The following is a 14,825-nucleotide window of genomic DNA, read 5'->3' on the forward strand; positions in this document are numbered from 1 at the left end:
ATGAAGATAGACAACAGCCTTTCGCTTGCCGACCTCGCTCCCGCCTTGGAGCGCTTCTGGAAACTCTCCGGCGAGAAGATCGATCTCATCCACGCCGAATACGATCCCGCGCAGGGCTCCCCGGTCTTCACCATCGGTGGGAAATACACCACCCGCGGTTGGACCGAGTGGACCGAGGGTTTCCACTACGGGTCGGGCTTCCTGCAATTCGACGCCACAGGCGACGAACACCACGCCGCCAAGGCGAAGGAGCTGACCGTCGCGCGCATGGCCTCACACGTCTCGCACATCGGCGTGCACGACCACGGCTTCAACAATCTTTCCACCTACGGCAACTGGCTGCGCCTGCAAAAGGCGGGACGCCTGCCCGCCGACGAAATCGAGTTCTGCAAACTGGCCCTCAAAATCTCCGGCGCCGTGCAGGCCTCCCGCTGGTCCGACACCCACGACGGCGGCGGCTACATTTACTCCTTCAACGGTCCGCACTCCCTCTTCGTCGATACCATCCGCTCCTGCCGCATCGTGATGGTCGCCCACGCCCTCGGCCACACCCTCATGGGCGAGAACGACAAGCCCATTTCCCTGCTCGGCCGCGCGCTCCAGCACATCGAGTCCACCGCCCGCTACGCGGTGTTCTACGGCGAGGGTCGCGACAGCTACGATGAGTGGGGCCGCACCGCCCACGAGTCGGTGTTCAACACCAACGATGGTCGCTTCCGCTGCCCCAACTCGCAGCAAGGCTTCTCCGGCTTCACCACCTGGACCCGCGGCCTCGCCTGGGCCATGGTTGGTTTCGCCGAACAACTCGAGTTTCTCAAGACCGTGGCCGACGCCGAACTCGAACCCTTCGGCGGTCGCGCCAAATGGGAGGCCCTCATGCTCAAAGGCGCCCGCGCGACCTGCGACTGGTTCATCGCCAACACCCCCACCGACGGCGTGCCCTACTGGGACGGTGGCGCGCCGGGCCTCGCCCTCATGGGTGACTGGCGCAACCGCGCCTCCGAGCCCTTCAACGACCACGAACCGGTCGACAGCTCCGCCGCCGCCATTGGCGCCCAAGGCCTCATCCGCCTCGGTCGCTACCTCGGCACCGACACCGAAGATGGTAAACGCTATCTCCAGGCCGGTCTCACGTCCCTGCGCGCGCTGCTCAACGACACCTACCTCGGCATCGATCCCGCCCACCAGGGCCTGCTCCTTCATTCCGTCTACCATCGCCCCAACGGCTGGGATCACATCCCCGACGGTCAAAAGGTGCCCTGCGGCGAGGCCTGCATGTGGGGCGACTATCACATGCGTGAACTCGTGCTCACCGCCCAGCAACCCGACTACACCTTCTTCGGCTGCCTCTGATGAATCCCGCCGCCCCGCTCACCGACCTCGACCGGCTTTGTATCCACACCATCACGACAAAGCCCTGGGACCTGCCGACCGCCGCCGCCAAGTTCAGTGCCGCCGGCGTCAAGGGCATCACCGTCTGGCGCGACACCCTCGCCGGCCGCGACATCGCTGAATCCGGCCGCCTGCTGCGCGACCACGGTCTGAGCATTGTCTCGCTCTGCCGCGGCGGCTTCTTTCCCGGTGCTACTGCCGCCGAACGCCAGAAGGCCATCGATGACAACCGCCGGGCCATCGCCGAAGCCCACGCCCTCGGCGCCCCGCTCGTGGTGCTCGTCTGCGGCGCCGTCCCGGGCCAGCCCCTGGAAGAATCCCGTCAGCAGATCACCGCTGGCATCGCCGCCGTGCTCGACGACTGTGCCGCCACCGGGGTGAAGCTCGGCATCGAGCCGCTGCACCCGATGTATGCCGACTCGCGCTCCGCCGTGAACACCCTCGGTCAGGCCAACGACATGTGCGAGCAGCTCGCTTCGCCCTACGTCGGCGTTGCGGCCGACGTCTACCACCTTTGGTGGGATCCGGACCTCGAATCCCAGATCGCTCGCTGCGGACAGCTCGACAAACTCTTCGCCTTCCACGTCTGCGACTGGCGCTCGCCCACGACCGACTTCCTCAACGACCGCGGACTCATGGGCGAAGGCTGCATCAACATCCGCCAGATCCGCGGCTGGGTCGAAGCCACCGGCTACACCGGCTTCAACGAAGTCGAAGTCTTCTCCACCCGCCTCTGGGCCATGGATCAGGACGAATACCTCGCGAAGATCATCCAGGCCTACCGCGACCACACCTGATCCGCCCACTTCTTACCTCTCACATCCTACCTCTTACATAGAACATGAAATCCATCGGTATCATCATGAACGGCGTCACCGGACGCATGGGCACCAACCAGCACTTGATCCGCTCGATCAAGGCCATCATCGACCAGGGCGGCGTGCAGCTGCCCGACGGCGAGGTCATCATGCCCGACCCCGTGTTGGTCGGCCGCAACGCCAAGAAGCTTGCCGCCCTGGCCGCGCGTGTCGGTATCCAGAAGTTCAGCACCGACCTCGATGCTGAACTGGCCAAGCCCGAGAACGTCATCTACTTCGACTCCACCCTCACCGGCCAGCGGCCCCACGGCGTGCGCAAGGCCATCGCCGCGGGCAAGCACATCTACTGCGAAAAGCCGACCGCCACGACCTCCGCCGAAGCCTTGGCCCTTTACAACGAGGTGACCGCGGCCGGCCTTAAGAACGGCGTCGTGCAGGACAAGCTCTGGCTGCCCGGCTTGCTCAAGCTCAAGTATCTCATCGATACCGGCTTCTTCGGCAAAATCCTCTCCGTGCGCGGCGAGTTCGGTTACTGGGTCTTCACCGGTGAGCACGAGCAACTCCAACGCCCTTCCTGGAACTATCGCAAGGAGGACGACGGGGGCATCATCGTCGATATGCTCTGCCACTGGCAGTATGTGATCCAAAACCTCTTCGGCGACATCAAGTCCCTCACCTGCCTCGGCGCCACCCACATCCCCACCCGCTGGGATGAAAATGGTCAGCCCTACGAGTGCACCGCCGACGACTCCGCCTACGCCACCTTCGAGCTCAAGAACGGCACCATCTGCCACTTCAACTCGTCCTGGGATGTGCGCGTCGACCGCGACGACCTGCTCACCCTCCAGGTCGACGGCACCCACGGTTCCGCCGTCGCCGGCCTGCGCGACTGCAAGAGCCAGTCCCTCGCCAACACGCCGCGTTGTATTTGGAATCCGGATATCGACAGCCCGATCAACTACAAGGACGGCTGGACCCGCGTGCCCTCCAACCAGGCCTTCGACAACGCCTTCAAGGTGCAGTGGGAAGCCTTCCTCAAACACGTGGTCGTCGACACCCCCTTCCCGTGGAGCCTGAAGGAAGGCGCCAAGGGCGTGCAGCTCGCCGAGCTCGGGCTCAAGTCCTGGGCCGAACGCCGCTGGGTCGACATCCCCGAACTCTGATTCAATTCGGTCCACGAAACACACGAAAGAGCACGAAACTCAGAGAACGTTTCCACCTCCTTTCGTGTGATCTCGTGTGTTTAGTGGGCAATCCAACTCCCTGCCCCACGGCTTCCGTGTCTTCCGTGGGCAAAATCAAATTCTCATGAAAACTGCTCTCGTTACCGGCGGCTCCCGCGGCATTGGCTTCGGCATCGCCACCGCCCTCGCCCAAGAAGGCTGGAACCTCGTCATCAACGGCGTCCGCCCCGAAGAGTCGGTGGCCGGCGTCCTCGATGAGCTTCGCGCCCTCGGCGTCACCGTCGGTTACGCCCGCGGCGACATCGGCAGCGTTGAAGGTCGCCGGACCATCCTCGACGCCACCCGCGTCCACGCCGGCGGCTGCATCAACCTGCTGGTCAACAACGCCGGCGTCGCGCCCAAGGTGCGGGCCGATCTACTCGAAACCTCCGAGGACAGCTACGACTGGGTCGTCGACACCAACCTCAAGGGCCCCTTCTTCCTCACCCAGGCCTTCGCCAATGAGATGGTCGCGGCGCGCCAAGCCGACCCGGCCTTCGCGGCGGCCATCGTCAACATCACCTCCATTTCGGCCACCGTCATCAGCATCAATCGCGGCGAATACTGCATCGCCAAGGCCGGCCTCGGCATGATGTCGCAACTCTTCGCCACGCGCCTCGGCCCGGAAGGTATTCCGGTCTACGAGGTCCGCCCCGGCGTGACCAAGACCGACATGACCTCCGGCGTAACCGAAAAATACGACAAGCTCATCGCCGACGGCCTTTGCGTGCAGCCGCGCTGGGGTTTCCCGGAGGACGTTGGCAAAGCCGTCGCCTCCCTCGCTCGCGGCGACCTGCCCTACAGCACCGGCCAGGTCATCATGGTCGACGGCGGCCTCACCCTGCCGCGCCTTTAAGTGCCCGCGCCCGCCGGCGCCGCGGTTCGCGTGACGGGCATCGCTCTCCCACGCAAACCGGGCGGCTTCCGGCCGGAGCTACCGCCTCGGAATGAAGGAGGACGGAGCGCGGCCGTGCATGCGTTTAAAGGTCCGCGAAAAATGGAAGGGATCCATCTCCAAGACATCCGCGGTCTCTGCGACGTTCAGGCCGCGATGTTCCAGCAACACCGCCGCGTGCCCCATCTTCAGCCGCAACAAAAATTGATAGGCTGACTGACTCGCGAATCGAGTGAAGATCCGACTGAAATACGCTTGGGTCACGCCACAGGCCGCCGCGGCTTCTTCGACGGTGCGCAGCCGCAGGTAATTCGCCTCCAAATAAGCGCGGCACTTCAGAAAGGTTTCCCGCGCTCCGCTCGCCCGTTGCCCATGCGGCAGCTGCGCCTCCGCCACCATGAGCATCAGGATACGGGCGTGCAGCGCCGCGATTCGTGCCGCGTTGGCCGTGCCTCGCTGGCCAGCCGTGATCAATTGGTCAAACACACCCTGCACTTCTTCAACCGCGGACAGCGTCAGGATGCGCCCCGGCCGCATCCCCGCCTCCTGCAACAAGGCCTGGGCAGTCGCACCGGACATGTTGACAAAGAACTTTTCCAGGTGCTCGACGGGGTGCGTCGTCAGCTCATGCGCGACCTTGGGACCGTAGCTGAACATCACGCCTCGATGCAGGGCCACCGTCTCCCGCCCCATTTGTAGCCAGCCCCGTCCTCCGACCACCAACTCCACCGTGGGGTGCGCAAACTCATGGCGGCGGATGCAGTAGTCCTGCGCGCACCGCTCCCAACCGCCGGACACCACCTGAAGGCCGCCGCTGAGCAGATCCCGCGGCACGTAGAAACGCCGCGCGTCCTCCACTTGAGCGGACATGAAGGCAGGCAACACTTCTGGCTTTCCGGGGGGCATCAGGCGCCGAATTCCGGCAGGCCCGTCCACAACCTGCGAACACAAATCATCATGCATGGCATAAAATGGTCATTCATTTCCGCAGCCCGAACCGGTAGCATGCTGCCCCCCCTTTGCCATGCCCTCTCTCGTCCGGCCCCTCCGGTCCCGCATCCCCCCGTCCGCCGTCATCATCGGCGGGCAGCTCCACCATCGCGCTCGGGCTTCCGGGGCGAGCGTATTGACTGGCACTCCGGTCGACCGCGCCGACCGGCGTCCCCCCCTTTCCCCATGAATAAACCATCTATTCCCGCGGCCCGCGCGGGCTGGATATTCTCCCTGCTCGCGATGCTGCTGGGCGCCGCGCCCTTTGAATCACGTTCCGCCGACGAGTCCTGCATCAGTTGCAGCGCGCAGGTGACCGTCAACGGAGACTTCGAGCACCGCAAGGATCCGCCCTGGCCGCGCATTCAGGGTGCCGATGGACCGATCGACGCGTTCCTGGAAAACATCCAGGGCACGCAATTCACCGTGACGGTGGCCGGGTTGCCGGCCGGTGAATATTCGGTGGACATCCGCGCGATCGAGACGGTCGCCAAAACCGCGGGCGAAAATGTTTATGACGTGGCCGCCGGTGAACTCGTGCTCGCCGCCGATTTCGACCTGTTCGCCGCCGCCGGCGGCGCCCGAATCGTTGGCGCCATTACCGGGATGGTGGCCAAGCCCGACGACGCCCTGCGTGGCCCGCTCCGCCTCACCTTCAAGGCGTCGCAGGGCACCGCCAAGTTCAACACCATCGACATCCGCAACGAAGCCGGCGAATCCGTCGCCTTTGTCCGCGCCTCCGAGCTCGCCGATGAATTTGGCGTCGCCGCCCATCAGCCGCCCGAAGTCACCGTGCCCGCCATCTGGCGCGACCCCGACCTGCCGTGGGAGGAACGCGCCGCCGACCTTATCCGCCGCATGGCGCTGGCCGAAAAGGTGGCCCAACTCAAGAATGCCGCCCCCGCCATCCCGCACCTGGGTCTGCCGGCATACGACTACTGGAACGAGGCCCTGCACGGCGTCGCCAACAACGGCGTTGCCACCGTCTTCCCCCAGGCGGTCGGCGGCGCCGCCTCCTGGAACCCCGCACTTTTCCGCGCCGAAGGGCGCGTCATCGGCATCGAAGGCCGCGCCAAACACAACGACTACGCCACCCAAAACAACGGGGACTCCAAGTGGTGGGCCGGCCTCACGTTTTGGACGCCCAACATCAACATCTTCCGCGACCCGCGCTGGGGTCGCGGCCAGGAAACCTACGGCGAAGACCCCTTTCTAACCGCCGAGCTTGGCGTCGAATTCGTCCGCGGCATTCAGGGCGATCACCCGGACTACATGCTCGCCATGGCCTGCGCGAAACACTTCGCCGTCCACAGTGGCCCCGAACCCGACCGCCATCGGTTCGATGCGGTGGTCTCCCAGCGCGACCTCTACGAAACCTACCTGCCGCAATTCGAACGCGTCGTGCGCGAGGGCAAGGTCGCCGGCGTCATGAGCGCCTACAACGCCATCAACGGCATTCCCGCCACGGGCAGTAAATTCCTGCTCACCGACCTGCTCCGCGACCAGTGGGGCTTCGACGGCTACGTCGTCTCCGATTGCGACGCCGTCCGCGATATCCACGGCGAACGCCAACACCACTTTGTGGATACACCCGAGGAAGCCGCCGCGCTCGCCGTTCAGGCCGGCTGCAACCTTTGCTGCGGCGGCGACTACAACGCCCTCGTGCGCGCCGTCCAACAGGGCCTCGTCACCGAAGCCGAAATCGACCACGCGCTCATGCGCACGCTTTGGACCCGCTTCACCCTGGGCCTGTTCGACCCCGTGGATCGCGTCCCTTACAACGCCTACACCATCGCCGACAACGACACGCCGGAAAATGGTGCCGTCGCCCTCGCATTGGCCCGCCAATCCCTCGTCCTCCTCAAGAACGACGGCATCCTCCCGCTCGACCGCAACGCCTACCGCCGCGTCGCTGTGATCGGCCCCAACGGCGATTCCAAATCCATGTTGGAGGGCAACTACCACGGCTCCTCTTCACACCCGATCTCCATCCTCGACGGCCTCAAACGCATCGCCGGCCACGACGTCGAGTTCACCTACGCCCTCGGCAGCCCGGTCACCACCAAGCCCGGCTCCGCCCCCTGGAGCGGCCAGGACAACACCACCGATCGCCCGGTCGACGAGCTCAAGGCCGAGGCGCTCGCCCTCGCCGCCGACGCCGACCTCATCCTCTACGTCGGCGGCATCACCCCGGCGCAGGAAGGCGAAAGCTTCGACCGCGATTCGATCGAGTTGCCCACCGAACAAAGCGACCTCATCCGCGCCCTCCACGCCACCGGCAAGCCCGTGGTCATGGTCAACTGCAGCGGCTCCGCCATGGCCCTGCCGTGGGAGGACGAACACCTGTCCGCCATCCTGCAGGCGTGGTATCCCGGCCAGTCCGGCGGCCTCGCCGTCGCCGAGGTTCTCTTCGGCGTCGTCAATCCGTCCGGCCACCTGCCCGTCACCTTCTACCGCGCAACCTCCGATCTGCCCGACTTCCGCAACTATGATATGTCGGGCCGCACCTACCGTTACTTCGACGGCCAGCCGCTCTATGCCTTCGGCCACGGTCTCAGCTACACCACCTTCGACTACGCCGACGCCTGTCTCGCCGCATCCCGTGTGGCCAACGATGGCACGGTGAAGCTCTCCTTCACCCTCGCCAACCACGGCGACCGCGTCGGGGACGATGTCGTGCAAATTTACTACCGCCACGTCGACTCCGCCCAGCCGCAGCCGCGTCTTGCGCTGTGCGGATTTGAGCGCGTCACCCTCGAGCCCGGAGCGTCCACCACCGTCACCATCGAGGTGCCGACCGAGCGCCTGCGCTATTGGGACGAAGCGAACAGCCGCTACGTCGTCGAAGCCGGCAATTACGAGCTGCTGCTCGCCGCCGCCTCCGACGACATCCGCGCCACCCTGCCATTCACTGTAACCACACCCTGAATACGAAGCACCCCTGCAATCCCTGAATCCTCCATCCTCCAACGTCGCTGCCGTCTCCATGAAAACCCGCCCCCTCCGCCTTCTCGCCCTCTTCCTTGCCACCACGCTCGCCTGCTTCGCCGCCGAGCTCACCGGCACCTGGGTCACCGAATTCGACAGCCAGATCGGCAAGCAGAAATACACCTTCGTCTTCAAGACCGAGGAAAACCAAATCGCCGGCCAGGCCTCCTTCGAACGGGAATTCGGTAATGGCTCGGTGGACCTGCAGGGAATCAAAGTGGACGGCGACAAGGTGACCTTCATCGAGAAGATGGACATGCAGGGCATGGAAATCGTGATCACCTACCGCGGCACTCTCACCGCCGATGAAATGACCCTCACGCGCCAGGTCGGCGAATTCGCCACCGAGCACATCGTCGCGCACCGACAGGCCGCTGACTGAGATCGATCTGCCCACGCCCGCGCTTCCCACGCCCAACCCCAACCTTCTCGGCTTTGCTCCACCGCCACGGCTGCGCCGGTTTTACGGTTAGGCAACAGCGAAGTGGGAAACACATCGATCGCCTGCGGCCCACCCGTTTTAATCCCACCTGCCTTGGCCGCTTCGCGCCGAGCGAGCCCCTCAACCCCTTCTTCGACCCGCCCGATTTTCGGGCCCAACCCCACCCTGTATACAAGATGAAACCACTGAGCCTCGCGCTTTCCGCGCTTATTCTGGCCGGCACCCTCAGCCGCCCTCTCGTCGCCGGCGAGACCGCCCTCATCAAGATCGATCCCGACCGCACGATCAGCGAGATCGACCCGAACATTTACTCCAGCTTCCTCGAGCCCCTGAAGCGCGAAGGCCAGAGCTTCTTTGGCCGCGGCATCGTCTACGGAGCGCTCTACGATCCGGAATCCCCCCTCGCCGACGAGAACGGCTTCCGCAAGGATTACGTCGAACAGATGAAGTCGCTCAAGCTCGGCGCCATTCGTTGGCCCGGTGGCAACTTTGTTTCCGGTCACCACTGGATGGATGCGATCGGTCCCAAGGACCAGCGCCCCGTCACCCTCGACCTCTCACGCACCCGCAAGGAGTCCAACCAGATGGGCACCGACGAATACGTCGAGTTCTGCCGTCTCATCGGCGCCGAGAACTTCATCTGCATCAACGCCGGCACGGGCACCATCGAAGAGGCCGCCGCCTGGGTTGAATACACCAACGCCCCCGCCGGCACCAAATACGCCGACCTCCGCGTGAAGTATGGTCACGCCGAGCCCTACAACGTGAAATACTGGGCCCTCGGCAACGAACCGGACGGCCCTTGGCAGCTCGGTCACAAGAACAAGGTCGACTACGTGAAGTTCGCCCTCGAAGCCGCCAAGCTCATGCGCGGCGTCGACAAGGACATTCTGCTCGTCGCCGCCGGCCCCTCAAACTACCCGCTCGTCACCAAGAGCTACGACCCCAAGGACGGCTGGACCGACTGGAGCGACTACGTGCTCGAGAACATGGCAGGGGTTATCGACTACATCTCTCTGCACCGCTACGTCTTCCAAGTCCTCCGCGCCCTGGATGAGGACGTCGAGCCCACCTTTGCCGATCAAATGTCGCTCGGTCTCGAAATCGACCGCATCATCGAGGTCACCAAGGGCCAGATCCAAAAGGCCCTCGTCAAAACCGAAGCCGAACGGCCGATCTATATCTCCTTCGACGAATACGGCGCCCGCGCCAACGACCTCTCCGGTCCGCTGCTCCTCGCGCAGCACCTCAACTCCTTCATCCGCCACGCCGACATCGTGAAGATGGCGAACCTTACCTTCCTCAGCAGTCTCGCCGGTCTCACCGACGACGGGGATTACAAGAACTCCCTCTACTACCCGTTCTTCCTCTACTCCAACAACTGTCGCGGCACCTCGCTCGATGTCCTCACCCGTTGCGACACCTACGACACCACGATCTTCCAAGACATCCCGGTGCTCGACGTGACCGCCGTGCTCAACGAAGCCGAAGGCAAACTCTTCGTCAACGTGGTCAACCGCAGCGAGACCGACGCGGTCGAAGCCGAACTCGATCTCCAAGCCGGTGACTACACCGGCCAGGGCCAGATCCACCTCATCACCGCCGACTCCATCGACGCCAGAAACAGCATGGGCGACGAGCAGGTCCGCATTGTGACCAGCAACCTCAAGTTCAAGCGCGACCGCATCAGCCACAGCTTCCCGGCGCACTCCCTCACCCAGCTCGAAATCGAGCTGAAGAAGTAAACGCCCCCTTTCCATCCCGGAAACCTAACCCAACCCAAATCCATTCATGAAATCCCCCTTCAAAAGCTCCCTCGCCGGCCTCGCCGCGGTGCTTGCTTTCGCCCCTCTTGTCTCCGCTCAGGACGGCACCATCTACCCGCTCGACGCGCCGGATGAACCCAACGCCATCTCGCTCAACACGGGCGGCGTCGAAAACCAGCCCGCCGAAGAGTCCTGGTTCCGCCAATGGGGCGAACCGATGGTGCGCAACGTCAGCCACGCCACCCTCACCCCCTACCTGCCCGATCCGGCCAAAGCCACCGGCACCGCGGTGCTCGTCGCGCCCGGCGGTGGCTACCGTTGGCTCTCCATCAACAACGAAGGCTGGAAGATCGCCAAAGCCCTCAACGAACAGGGCGTCGCCGCCTTCGTGCTGAAGTATCGCCTCTTCCCGACCCCGCCGACCCTCGAAGGCCTGCGTGAGTCGATGACTCGCCGCCCGCCGCCTCCGGCTGCCGAATCCGGCGATGCCCCGCCCCCGCCACGCCGCATGCAGTGGGACCTGTCCAACCAACTCACCGACGCCGAAGCCGCCTACGCCATGATGGTGGAGCGCGCCGACGAGTGGGGCATCGACCCCGATCGCATCGGCATGATGGGCTTCTCCGCCGGGGCCGGTCTCACCATGCATTGCACGCTCAACTCGGAGAAAATGGACCTCGCCTTCATCGCCCCGATCTACGGCGGCATGCGCGCGGTGGACGTGCCGGAAAATGCTCCCCCGCTCTTTGTCGCTCTCGCCATCGACGATTTTGTCTTCAACGGCGACTTTGGCCTGATCAACGCCTGGCACGACGCCGGCAAGCCGGTTGAGCTCCACCTGTATCAAGATGGTGGACACGGCTTCGGCATGGGTTACCCCGGCCACCCGACCTACTGGTGGTTCGAAGTCTTCACCCACTGGCTCGACCACAACGGCTTCCTCGCCAAGAAGTCGTCCGAGTAAGGTTCCCTTCCAGGTTCATTTCCACCCCGGGGGCGCCAACCGCGAATTCTCGCCGTTGGCGCCTTCGTTGTTGATACCCCTCGCGATCGTCCCGGACGAGGCCGGCGGCAGCGCCACCGCAGACCAAACGGACCCGTCGGATCGAAAACGACGGCGACAAAAGGTCAGATTATTGACCAGAAATGGACTGAGAACGCCGTCCCACCCCCAACTGGCATGAGCCTAGCTTGTAGAAGCGACCTTCCCCGCCCGGTCGGGCAACCCACTGGATTCGCCAACTTGGTTTGCAACTCCATCCCGCAAATCAGTCGTCGGTCTGCGGGGGCATCACCAAACCATGGATCCCGAAGCTGAGCTAGAGCGGGCCGAAGCGGCCGCCGTCCCCAAGAAACCCATCGATCTCGATCGCCGGGCCATTCAGATCCTCCGCGAGAACGAATGGGGCGACTACACCCTCCCGACCAAGGGACTCTATCCCTACCAGTGGAACTGGGACTCGATGTTCGTCGCGCTCGGTTTCTCGGAGATCGATCTCGACCGGGCTTGGACCGAGGTGGAGTCGCTCTTCCAAGGCCAGTGGGCCAACGGGATGGCCGCCCACATCGTTTTTCGCCGGGACGACCCCAGTTACTTTCCCGGACCCAACATCTGGAAATCAACCCACTCCGTGCCGACCTCGGGTTGTTCGCAGCCCCCCGTCGCCGCCACGGTCGTGCGCGACCTTTACGAAAAAAACCCGGACGCGGGCATCGAACGCCTGCAGGTCATGTTCCCCAAGCTGATGAGCTGGCACCGTTGGTTTCATACCAACCGCGTGGTCTCGGGAGGCTCCGCCATCGCCGTCACTCATCCCTGGGAATCCGGCCGCGACAATTCGCCGGACTGGGACAAGGCTCTGGCCAACGTCGATCCCACCGGCATCGCGCCTTACGAACGCAAGGACACCACCCACGTGGACCCGACCATGCGGCCAACCAGCTTCGAATACGACCGCTACCTCAAACTCGTCGAATACGGCGCCTCCTGCGGCTGGGATCACACCCACATCACGCGCGAAGGACCCTTTGCGGTGGCCGATCCCGGCATCACCTTTATCCTCATGCGCGCCGACCGCGACCTGCGCTACCTCGCCGAGGTGCTCAAAAAGCACGCCGCCGTGCGCGAGATCGACAGTTGGCTTTACCACGCCCGCGACGCGGCCCGTTACCTGTGGAACGACGAGCTCGGTGCCTACTCGGCCCGCGACCTGCGCACCGGCCTTCGCGCCGACGGCGTGTCCAGTGTCGCCTTCCTTTCCTACTACGCCGGTCTCACCTCCTCCCGGCGCGACGCCAAGCTGCAACGCACCCTCGATCGCATCCTGGAATCGGCCCCCTACGGCATCCCCAGTTTCGACCCGACTCACACCAAGTTTGATTCCCGCCGCTACTGGCGGGGCCCAAGCTGGGCCATCATCAATTACCTCATTGCCCGCGGTCTGGCCGAATTCGGCTTCGAGCGGAAGGCCACCCTCATCCGCAACATGACCCGCGAAGCGATCCAATTGTCCGGCTTCAGCGAATACTTCGATCCCCTCACCGGCGAAGGTTACGGGGGCCAACACTTCACCTGGACCGCCGCCATCTGGCTCGCCTGGGCCTCTCCCAAGGCGAGATCCGCCGAGGAGTAAGCGAAGCCACCGTCGTGTTGTCCCAGTTCTCCGCTAGACATCCCGCCCCTGAACGCCCCCTACGAGTAAAGAGGCATGCGCCGGGCCGGAGCGGGAGTTGGCGATGCGTGCAGTGTGGCCAGCCCCGGCCTTGGCTGCGGCGGGTGGATGGGCCCTTTTCTCATACGACTTGGATTTCAGGTCGAACGACAAAGTCTTCGTAGGGATGGTCTTTCGACGTGAACATGAGGCTCACGCTTTCATCGAAAGAAATAGAAAAACAGTGGGAGGATTCAATCTTCCAAGCGGTAACAGTCTTCCCAACTATACGCCCTAACGCGTCCAAATCCCCAAGCTCATCGCCCAACAAAGCCACGTCGACTTGGCCGGCTTGTCGAAGGATCAGCTCTCCTTCGCATGTGATCGAATCCGGACCTTGGAACCGCAGGTTCAGGACAAACTCTCCGACGCCAACCTCCTGAAGCTGCTGACCGACGAAGCGGTCCAACGTGAAAGTATCCGGAACTGGTCCCATGTGCTTTGCTGTCCAACGATTTAGGTGAGGCGCGGCTGCCGACGCGGAGCGGCGGTAGCCGTTGCCTCGACCGGCTGGTTCGCCTCTTTTAGTTTTCTCTCAATCGCAGCTGGATGAATGATCTCGCGATAAACCGAGGGAGGGAACGACTCAGGCCGTCGCCAATCATCTTCGGGACCGTGCAAGACTCCGTCTTTGATCGTGATTTCGTAGAGAACTCCCGAGTCGTCGCGAAATCTCTCCTCTCCAAGCTTAATTCCATCGCGATAGTAGCCAACGATGATGTCAGCTTGGCGGTGAACGCTCCCCAGCGGCCCATGCCGTAAATAGAGCAGGTAGCTATCCAAGCCAACGCGCTCGGTGTCTGTGAGACTGTCGTGCATCACAGCGACAGCTGTCTTCTCCTCCTCATCTGGGCTCGATGACTTCGCCATAAACTGCGCGATCGGACCACCGCTAATCTGGTAGAGTGAATCGCTCGTCCCCTTCCAACCGTATGAGCGATAAACGATCACGACCATTTCGTCGTCGGAGAGCTCCTGAATCGACAGCGACTGCCCTTCTTTGGTCGAACGAAACGAACCCGGCACCTCAAGCTCACGAATCGGCGCGACTAAGATGCCGAGCAGTAGGACCAATAGACCGCAGAACGCAATGAGGTAGGTCGGGCGCATGATCTTCGGCGAACGGGTAAGCTGAGACAGGCCGACTTGTCGGCCTTGTCTCCGGCGGTTGGTTGGCCCTTTTCTTCATCTCGATTTTGTATCTCGTCAGACTGATAGCTTCTCCCAAAAACGATGCAAAAACTAGAATTCCGATCGCGACTAGGCCCAGCTGGTAACGTGAGTCGATGTGAGGGAAATAGTGCGAATTGATCGCATAGGAAACGTATAGATCTGCCGCGGCCACCAACCCGACGAACGAAAGCAAAAGGAATAGAACTCGATAACCAACTCTGCCCCTGGGAAAACCGCGAATCCGGCAGAACACGTAAGCTGCTAGAACTAACAGGAGCTCAATCATTGATATTCGCCTAACGTCTAAGCTGAGACAGGCCGACTTGTCGGCCTTGTCTCCGGCGATTGGTTCGCCCTTTTCTTCTCAAAACGAGCAACGACTTCGCCGTCACGCACCAGGAGCAACAACTCTCGGTCGGATGAGACG

12 protein-coding genes are annotated in these 14,825 nt (G+C 63.2%); 9 read left to right on the top strand and 3 right to left on the bottom strand.

Going from position 1 to position 14,825, the window contains the following annotated elements; translation table 11 throughout:
* The 4 genes from AC0MRV_RS16895 to AC0MRV_RS16910 all read left to right on the top strand — a co-directional run bounded on the left by AC0MRV_RS16895 (position 1) and on the right by AC0MRV_RS16910 (position 4,289).
* Positions 1 to 1,353: a hypothetical protein gene (locus AC0MRV_RS16895; protein ID WP_472765677.1), complete on the top strand. Its 1,353-nt coding sequence runs from the start codon at positions 1 to 3 to the stop codon at positions 1,351 to 1,353.
* Entirely contained in the window at positions 1,353 to 2,189 is an 837-nt protein-coding gene (locus AC0MRV_RS16900; protein WP_472765678.1) for a sugar phosphate isomerase/epimerase family protein, read from the top strand. Before AC0MRV_RS16895 ends, AC0MRV_RS16900 begins: the two co-directional genes overlap by 1 nt.
* Positions 2,190 to 2,233: 44 nt before the next feature.
* Positions 2,234 to 3,373 carry a Gfo/Idh/MocA family protein gene (locus AC0MRV_RS16905; RefSeq protein ID WP_472765679.1) on the top strand — a complete coding sequence of 380 codons (1,140 nt, stop codon included), beginning with the start codon at positions 2,234 to 2,236 and terminating at the stop codon, positions 3,371 to 3,373.
* 145 nt (positions 3,374 to 3,518) lie between these two features.
* Positions 3,519 to 4,289 carry a 3-ketoacyl-ACP reductase gene (locus AC0MRV_RS16910; protein WP_472765680.1) on the top strand — a complete coding sequence of 257 codons (771 nt, stop codon included), beginning with the start codon at positions 3,519 to 3,521 and terminating at the stop codon, positions 4,287 to 4,289.
* A 78-nt stretch (positions 4,290 to 4,367) separates the two neighbouring features.
* Here the strand turns inward: AC0MRV_RS16910 and AC0MRV_RS16915 are convergent, their stop codons facing one another.
* Positions 4,368 to 5,198, bottom strand: a complete 831-nt coding sequence (locus AC0MRV_RS16915) for a helix-turn-helix transcriptional regulator (RefSeq protein WP_472765681.1) — start codon at positions 5,196 to 5,198, stop codon at positions 4,368 to 4,370.
* A 306-nt stretch (positions 5,199 to 5,504) separates the two neighbouring features.
* Here AC0MRV_RS16915 and AC0MRV_RS16920 point away from each other — a divergent pair, with 306 nt between their 5' ends.
* The 5 genes from AC0MRV_RS16920 to AC0MRV_RS16940 all read left to right on the top strand — a co-directional run bounded on the left by AC0MRV_RS16920 (position 5,505) and on the right by AC0MRV_RS16940 (position 13,147).
* A complete protein-coding gene (locus AC0MRV_RS16920) occupies positions 5,505 to 8,246 on the top strand; it encodes a glycoside hydrolase family 3 C-terminal domain-containing protein (protein ID WP_472765683.1) in 2,742 nt (913 codons plus the stop codon).
* A gap of 58 nt (positions 8,247 to 8,304) precedes the next feature.
* Positions 8,305 to 8,688: a M10 family metallopeptidase C-terminal domain-containing protein gene (locus AC0MRV_RS16925; protein WP_472765684.1), complete on the top strand. Its 384-nt coding sequence runs from the start codon at positions 8,305 to 8,307 to the stop codon at positions 8,686 to 8,688.
* Between the two features lie 236 nt (positions 8,689 to 8,924).
* Entirely contained in the window at positions 8,925 to 10,493 is a 1,569-nt protein-coding gene (locus tag AC0MRV_RS16930; RefSeq protein ID WP_472765685.1) for an alpha-L-arabinofuranosidase C-terminal domain-containing protein, read from the top strand.
* A gap of 46 nt (positions 10,494 to 10,539) precedes the next feature.
* Complete coding sequence (locus AC0MRV_RS16935; protein WP_472765686.1) at positions 10,540 to 11,478, top strand: alpha/beta hydrolase; 939 nt, start codon at positions 10,540 to 10,542, stop codon at positions 11,476 to 11,478.
* Between the two features lie 337 nt (positions 11,479 to 11,815).
* Positions 11,816 to 13,147, top strand: coding sequence for an MGH1-like glycoside hydrolase domain-containing protein (locus AC0MRV_RS16940; RefSeq protein ID WP_472765687.1), 1,332 nt, complete (start codon positions 11,816 to 11,818; stop codon positions 13,145 to 13,147).
* A gap of 160 nt (positions 13,148 to 13,307) precedes the next feature.
* On the opposite strand, the gene AC0MRV_RS16945 is transcribed toward AC0MRV_RS16940, so the two are convergent.
* Both AC0MRV_RS16945 and AC0MRV_RS16950 read right to left on the bottom strand, forming a co-directional pair.
* Positions 13,308 to 13,634 (bottom strand): hypothetical protein, encoded by a 327-nt coding sequence (locus AC0MRV_RS16945; RefSeq protein ID WP_472765688.1) that lies wholly within the window; start codon positions 13,632 to 13,634, stop codon positions 13,308 to 13,310.
* A 47-nt stretch (positions 13,635 to 13,681) separates the two neighbouring features.
* Entirely contained in the window at positions 13,682 to 14,335 is a 654-nt protein-coding gene (locus AC0MRV_RS16950) for a hypothetical protein (RefSeq protein WP_472765689.1), read from the bottom strand.
* Positions 14,336 to 14,825: the final 490 nt, after the last annotated feature.

The organism is Actomonas spartinae (genome assembly GCF_051209155.1).
Classification (GTDB): Bacteria; Verrucomicrobiota; Verrucomicrobiia; order Opitutales; family Opitutaceae; genus Actomonas.

What these genes read in the sequence shown, in the direction of transcription:
- AC0MRV_RS16950 (WP_472765689.1), bottom strand. Translation starts at nt 14,335, where the DNA reads ATGCGCCCGACCTACCTCATTGCGTTCTGCGGTCTATTGGTCCTACTG.
- AC0MRV_RS16905 (WP_472765679.1), top strand. Translation starts at nt 2,234, where the DNA reads ATGAAATCCATCGGTATCATCATGAACGGCGTCACCGGACGCATGGGC.
- AC0MRV_RS16900 (WP_472765678.1), top strand. Translation starts at nt 1,353, where the DNA reads ATGAATCCCGCCGCCCCGCTCACCGACCTCGACCGGCTTTGTATCCAC.
- AC0MRV_RS16915 (WP_472765681.1), bottom strand. Translation starts at nt 5,198, where the DNA reads ATGTCCGCTCAAGTGGAGGACGCGCGGCGTTTCTACGTGCCGCGGGAT.
- AC0MRV_RS16895 (WP_472765677.1), top strand. Translation starts at nt 1, where the DNA reads ATGAAGATAGACAACAGCCTTTCGCTTGCCGACCTCGCTCCCGCCTTG.
- AC0MRV_RS16930 (WP_472765685.1), top strand. Translation starts at nt 8,925, where the DNA reads ATGAAACCACTGAGCCTCGCGCTTTCCGCGCTTATTCTGGCCGGCACC.
- AC0MRV_RS16925 (WP_472765684.1), top strand. Translation starts at nt 8,305, where the DNA reads ATGAAAACCCGCCCCCTCCGCCTTCTCGCCCTCTTCCTTGCCACCACG.
- AC0MRV_RS16935 (WP_472765686.1), top strand. Translation starts at nt 10,540, where the DNA reads ATGAAATCCCCCTTCAAAAGCTCCCTCGCCGGCCTCGCCGCGGTGCTT.
- AC0MRV_RS16910 (WP_472765680.1), top strand. Translation starts at nt 3,519, where the DNA reads ATGAAAACTGCTCTCGTTACCGGCGGCTCCCGCGGCATTGGCTTCGGC.
- AC0MRV_RS16940 (WP_472765687.1), top strand. Translation starts at nt 11,816, where the DNA reads ATGGATCCCGAAGCTGAGCTAGAGCGGGCCGAAGCGGCCGCCGTCCCC.
- AC0MRV_RS16920 (WP_472765683.1), top strand. Translation starts at nt 5,505, where the DNA reads ATGAATAAACCATCTATTCCCGCGGCCCGCGCGGGCTGGATATTCTCC.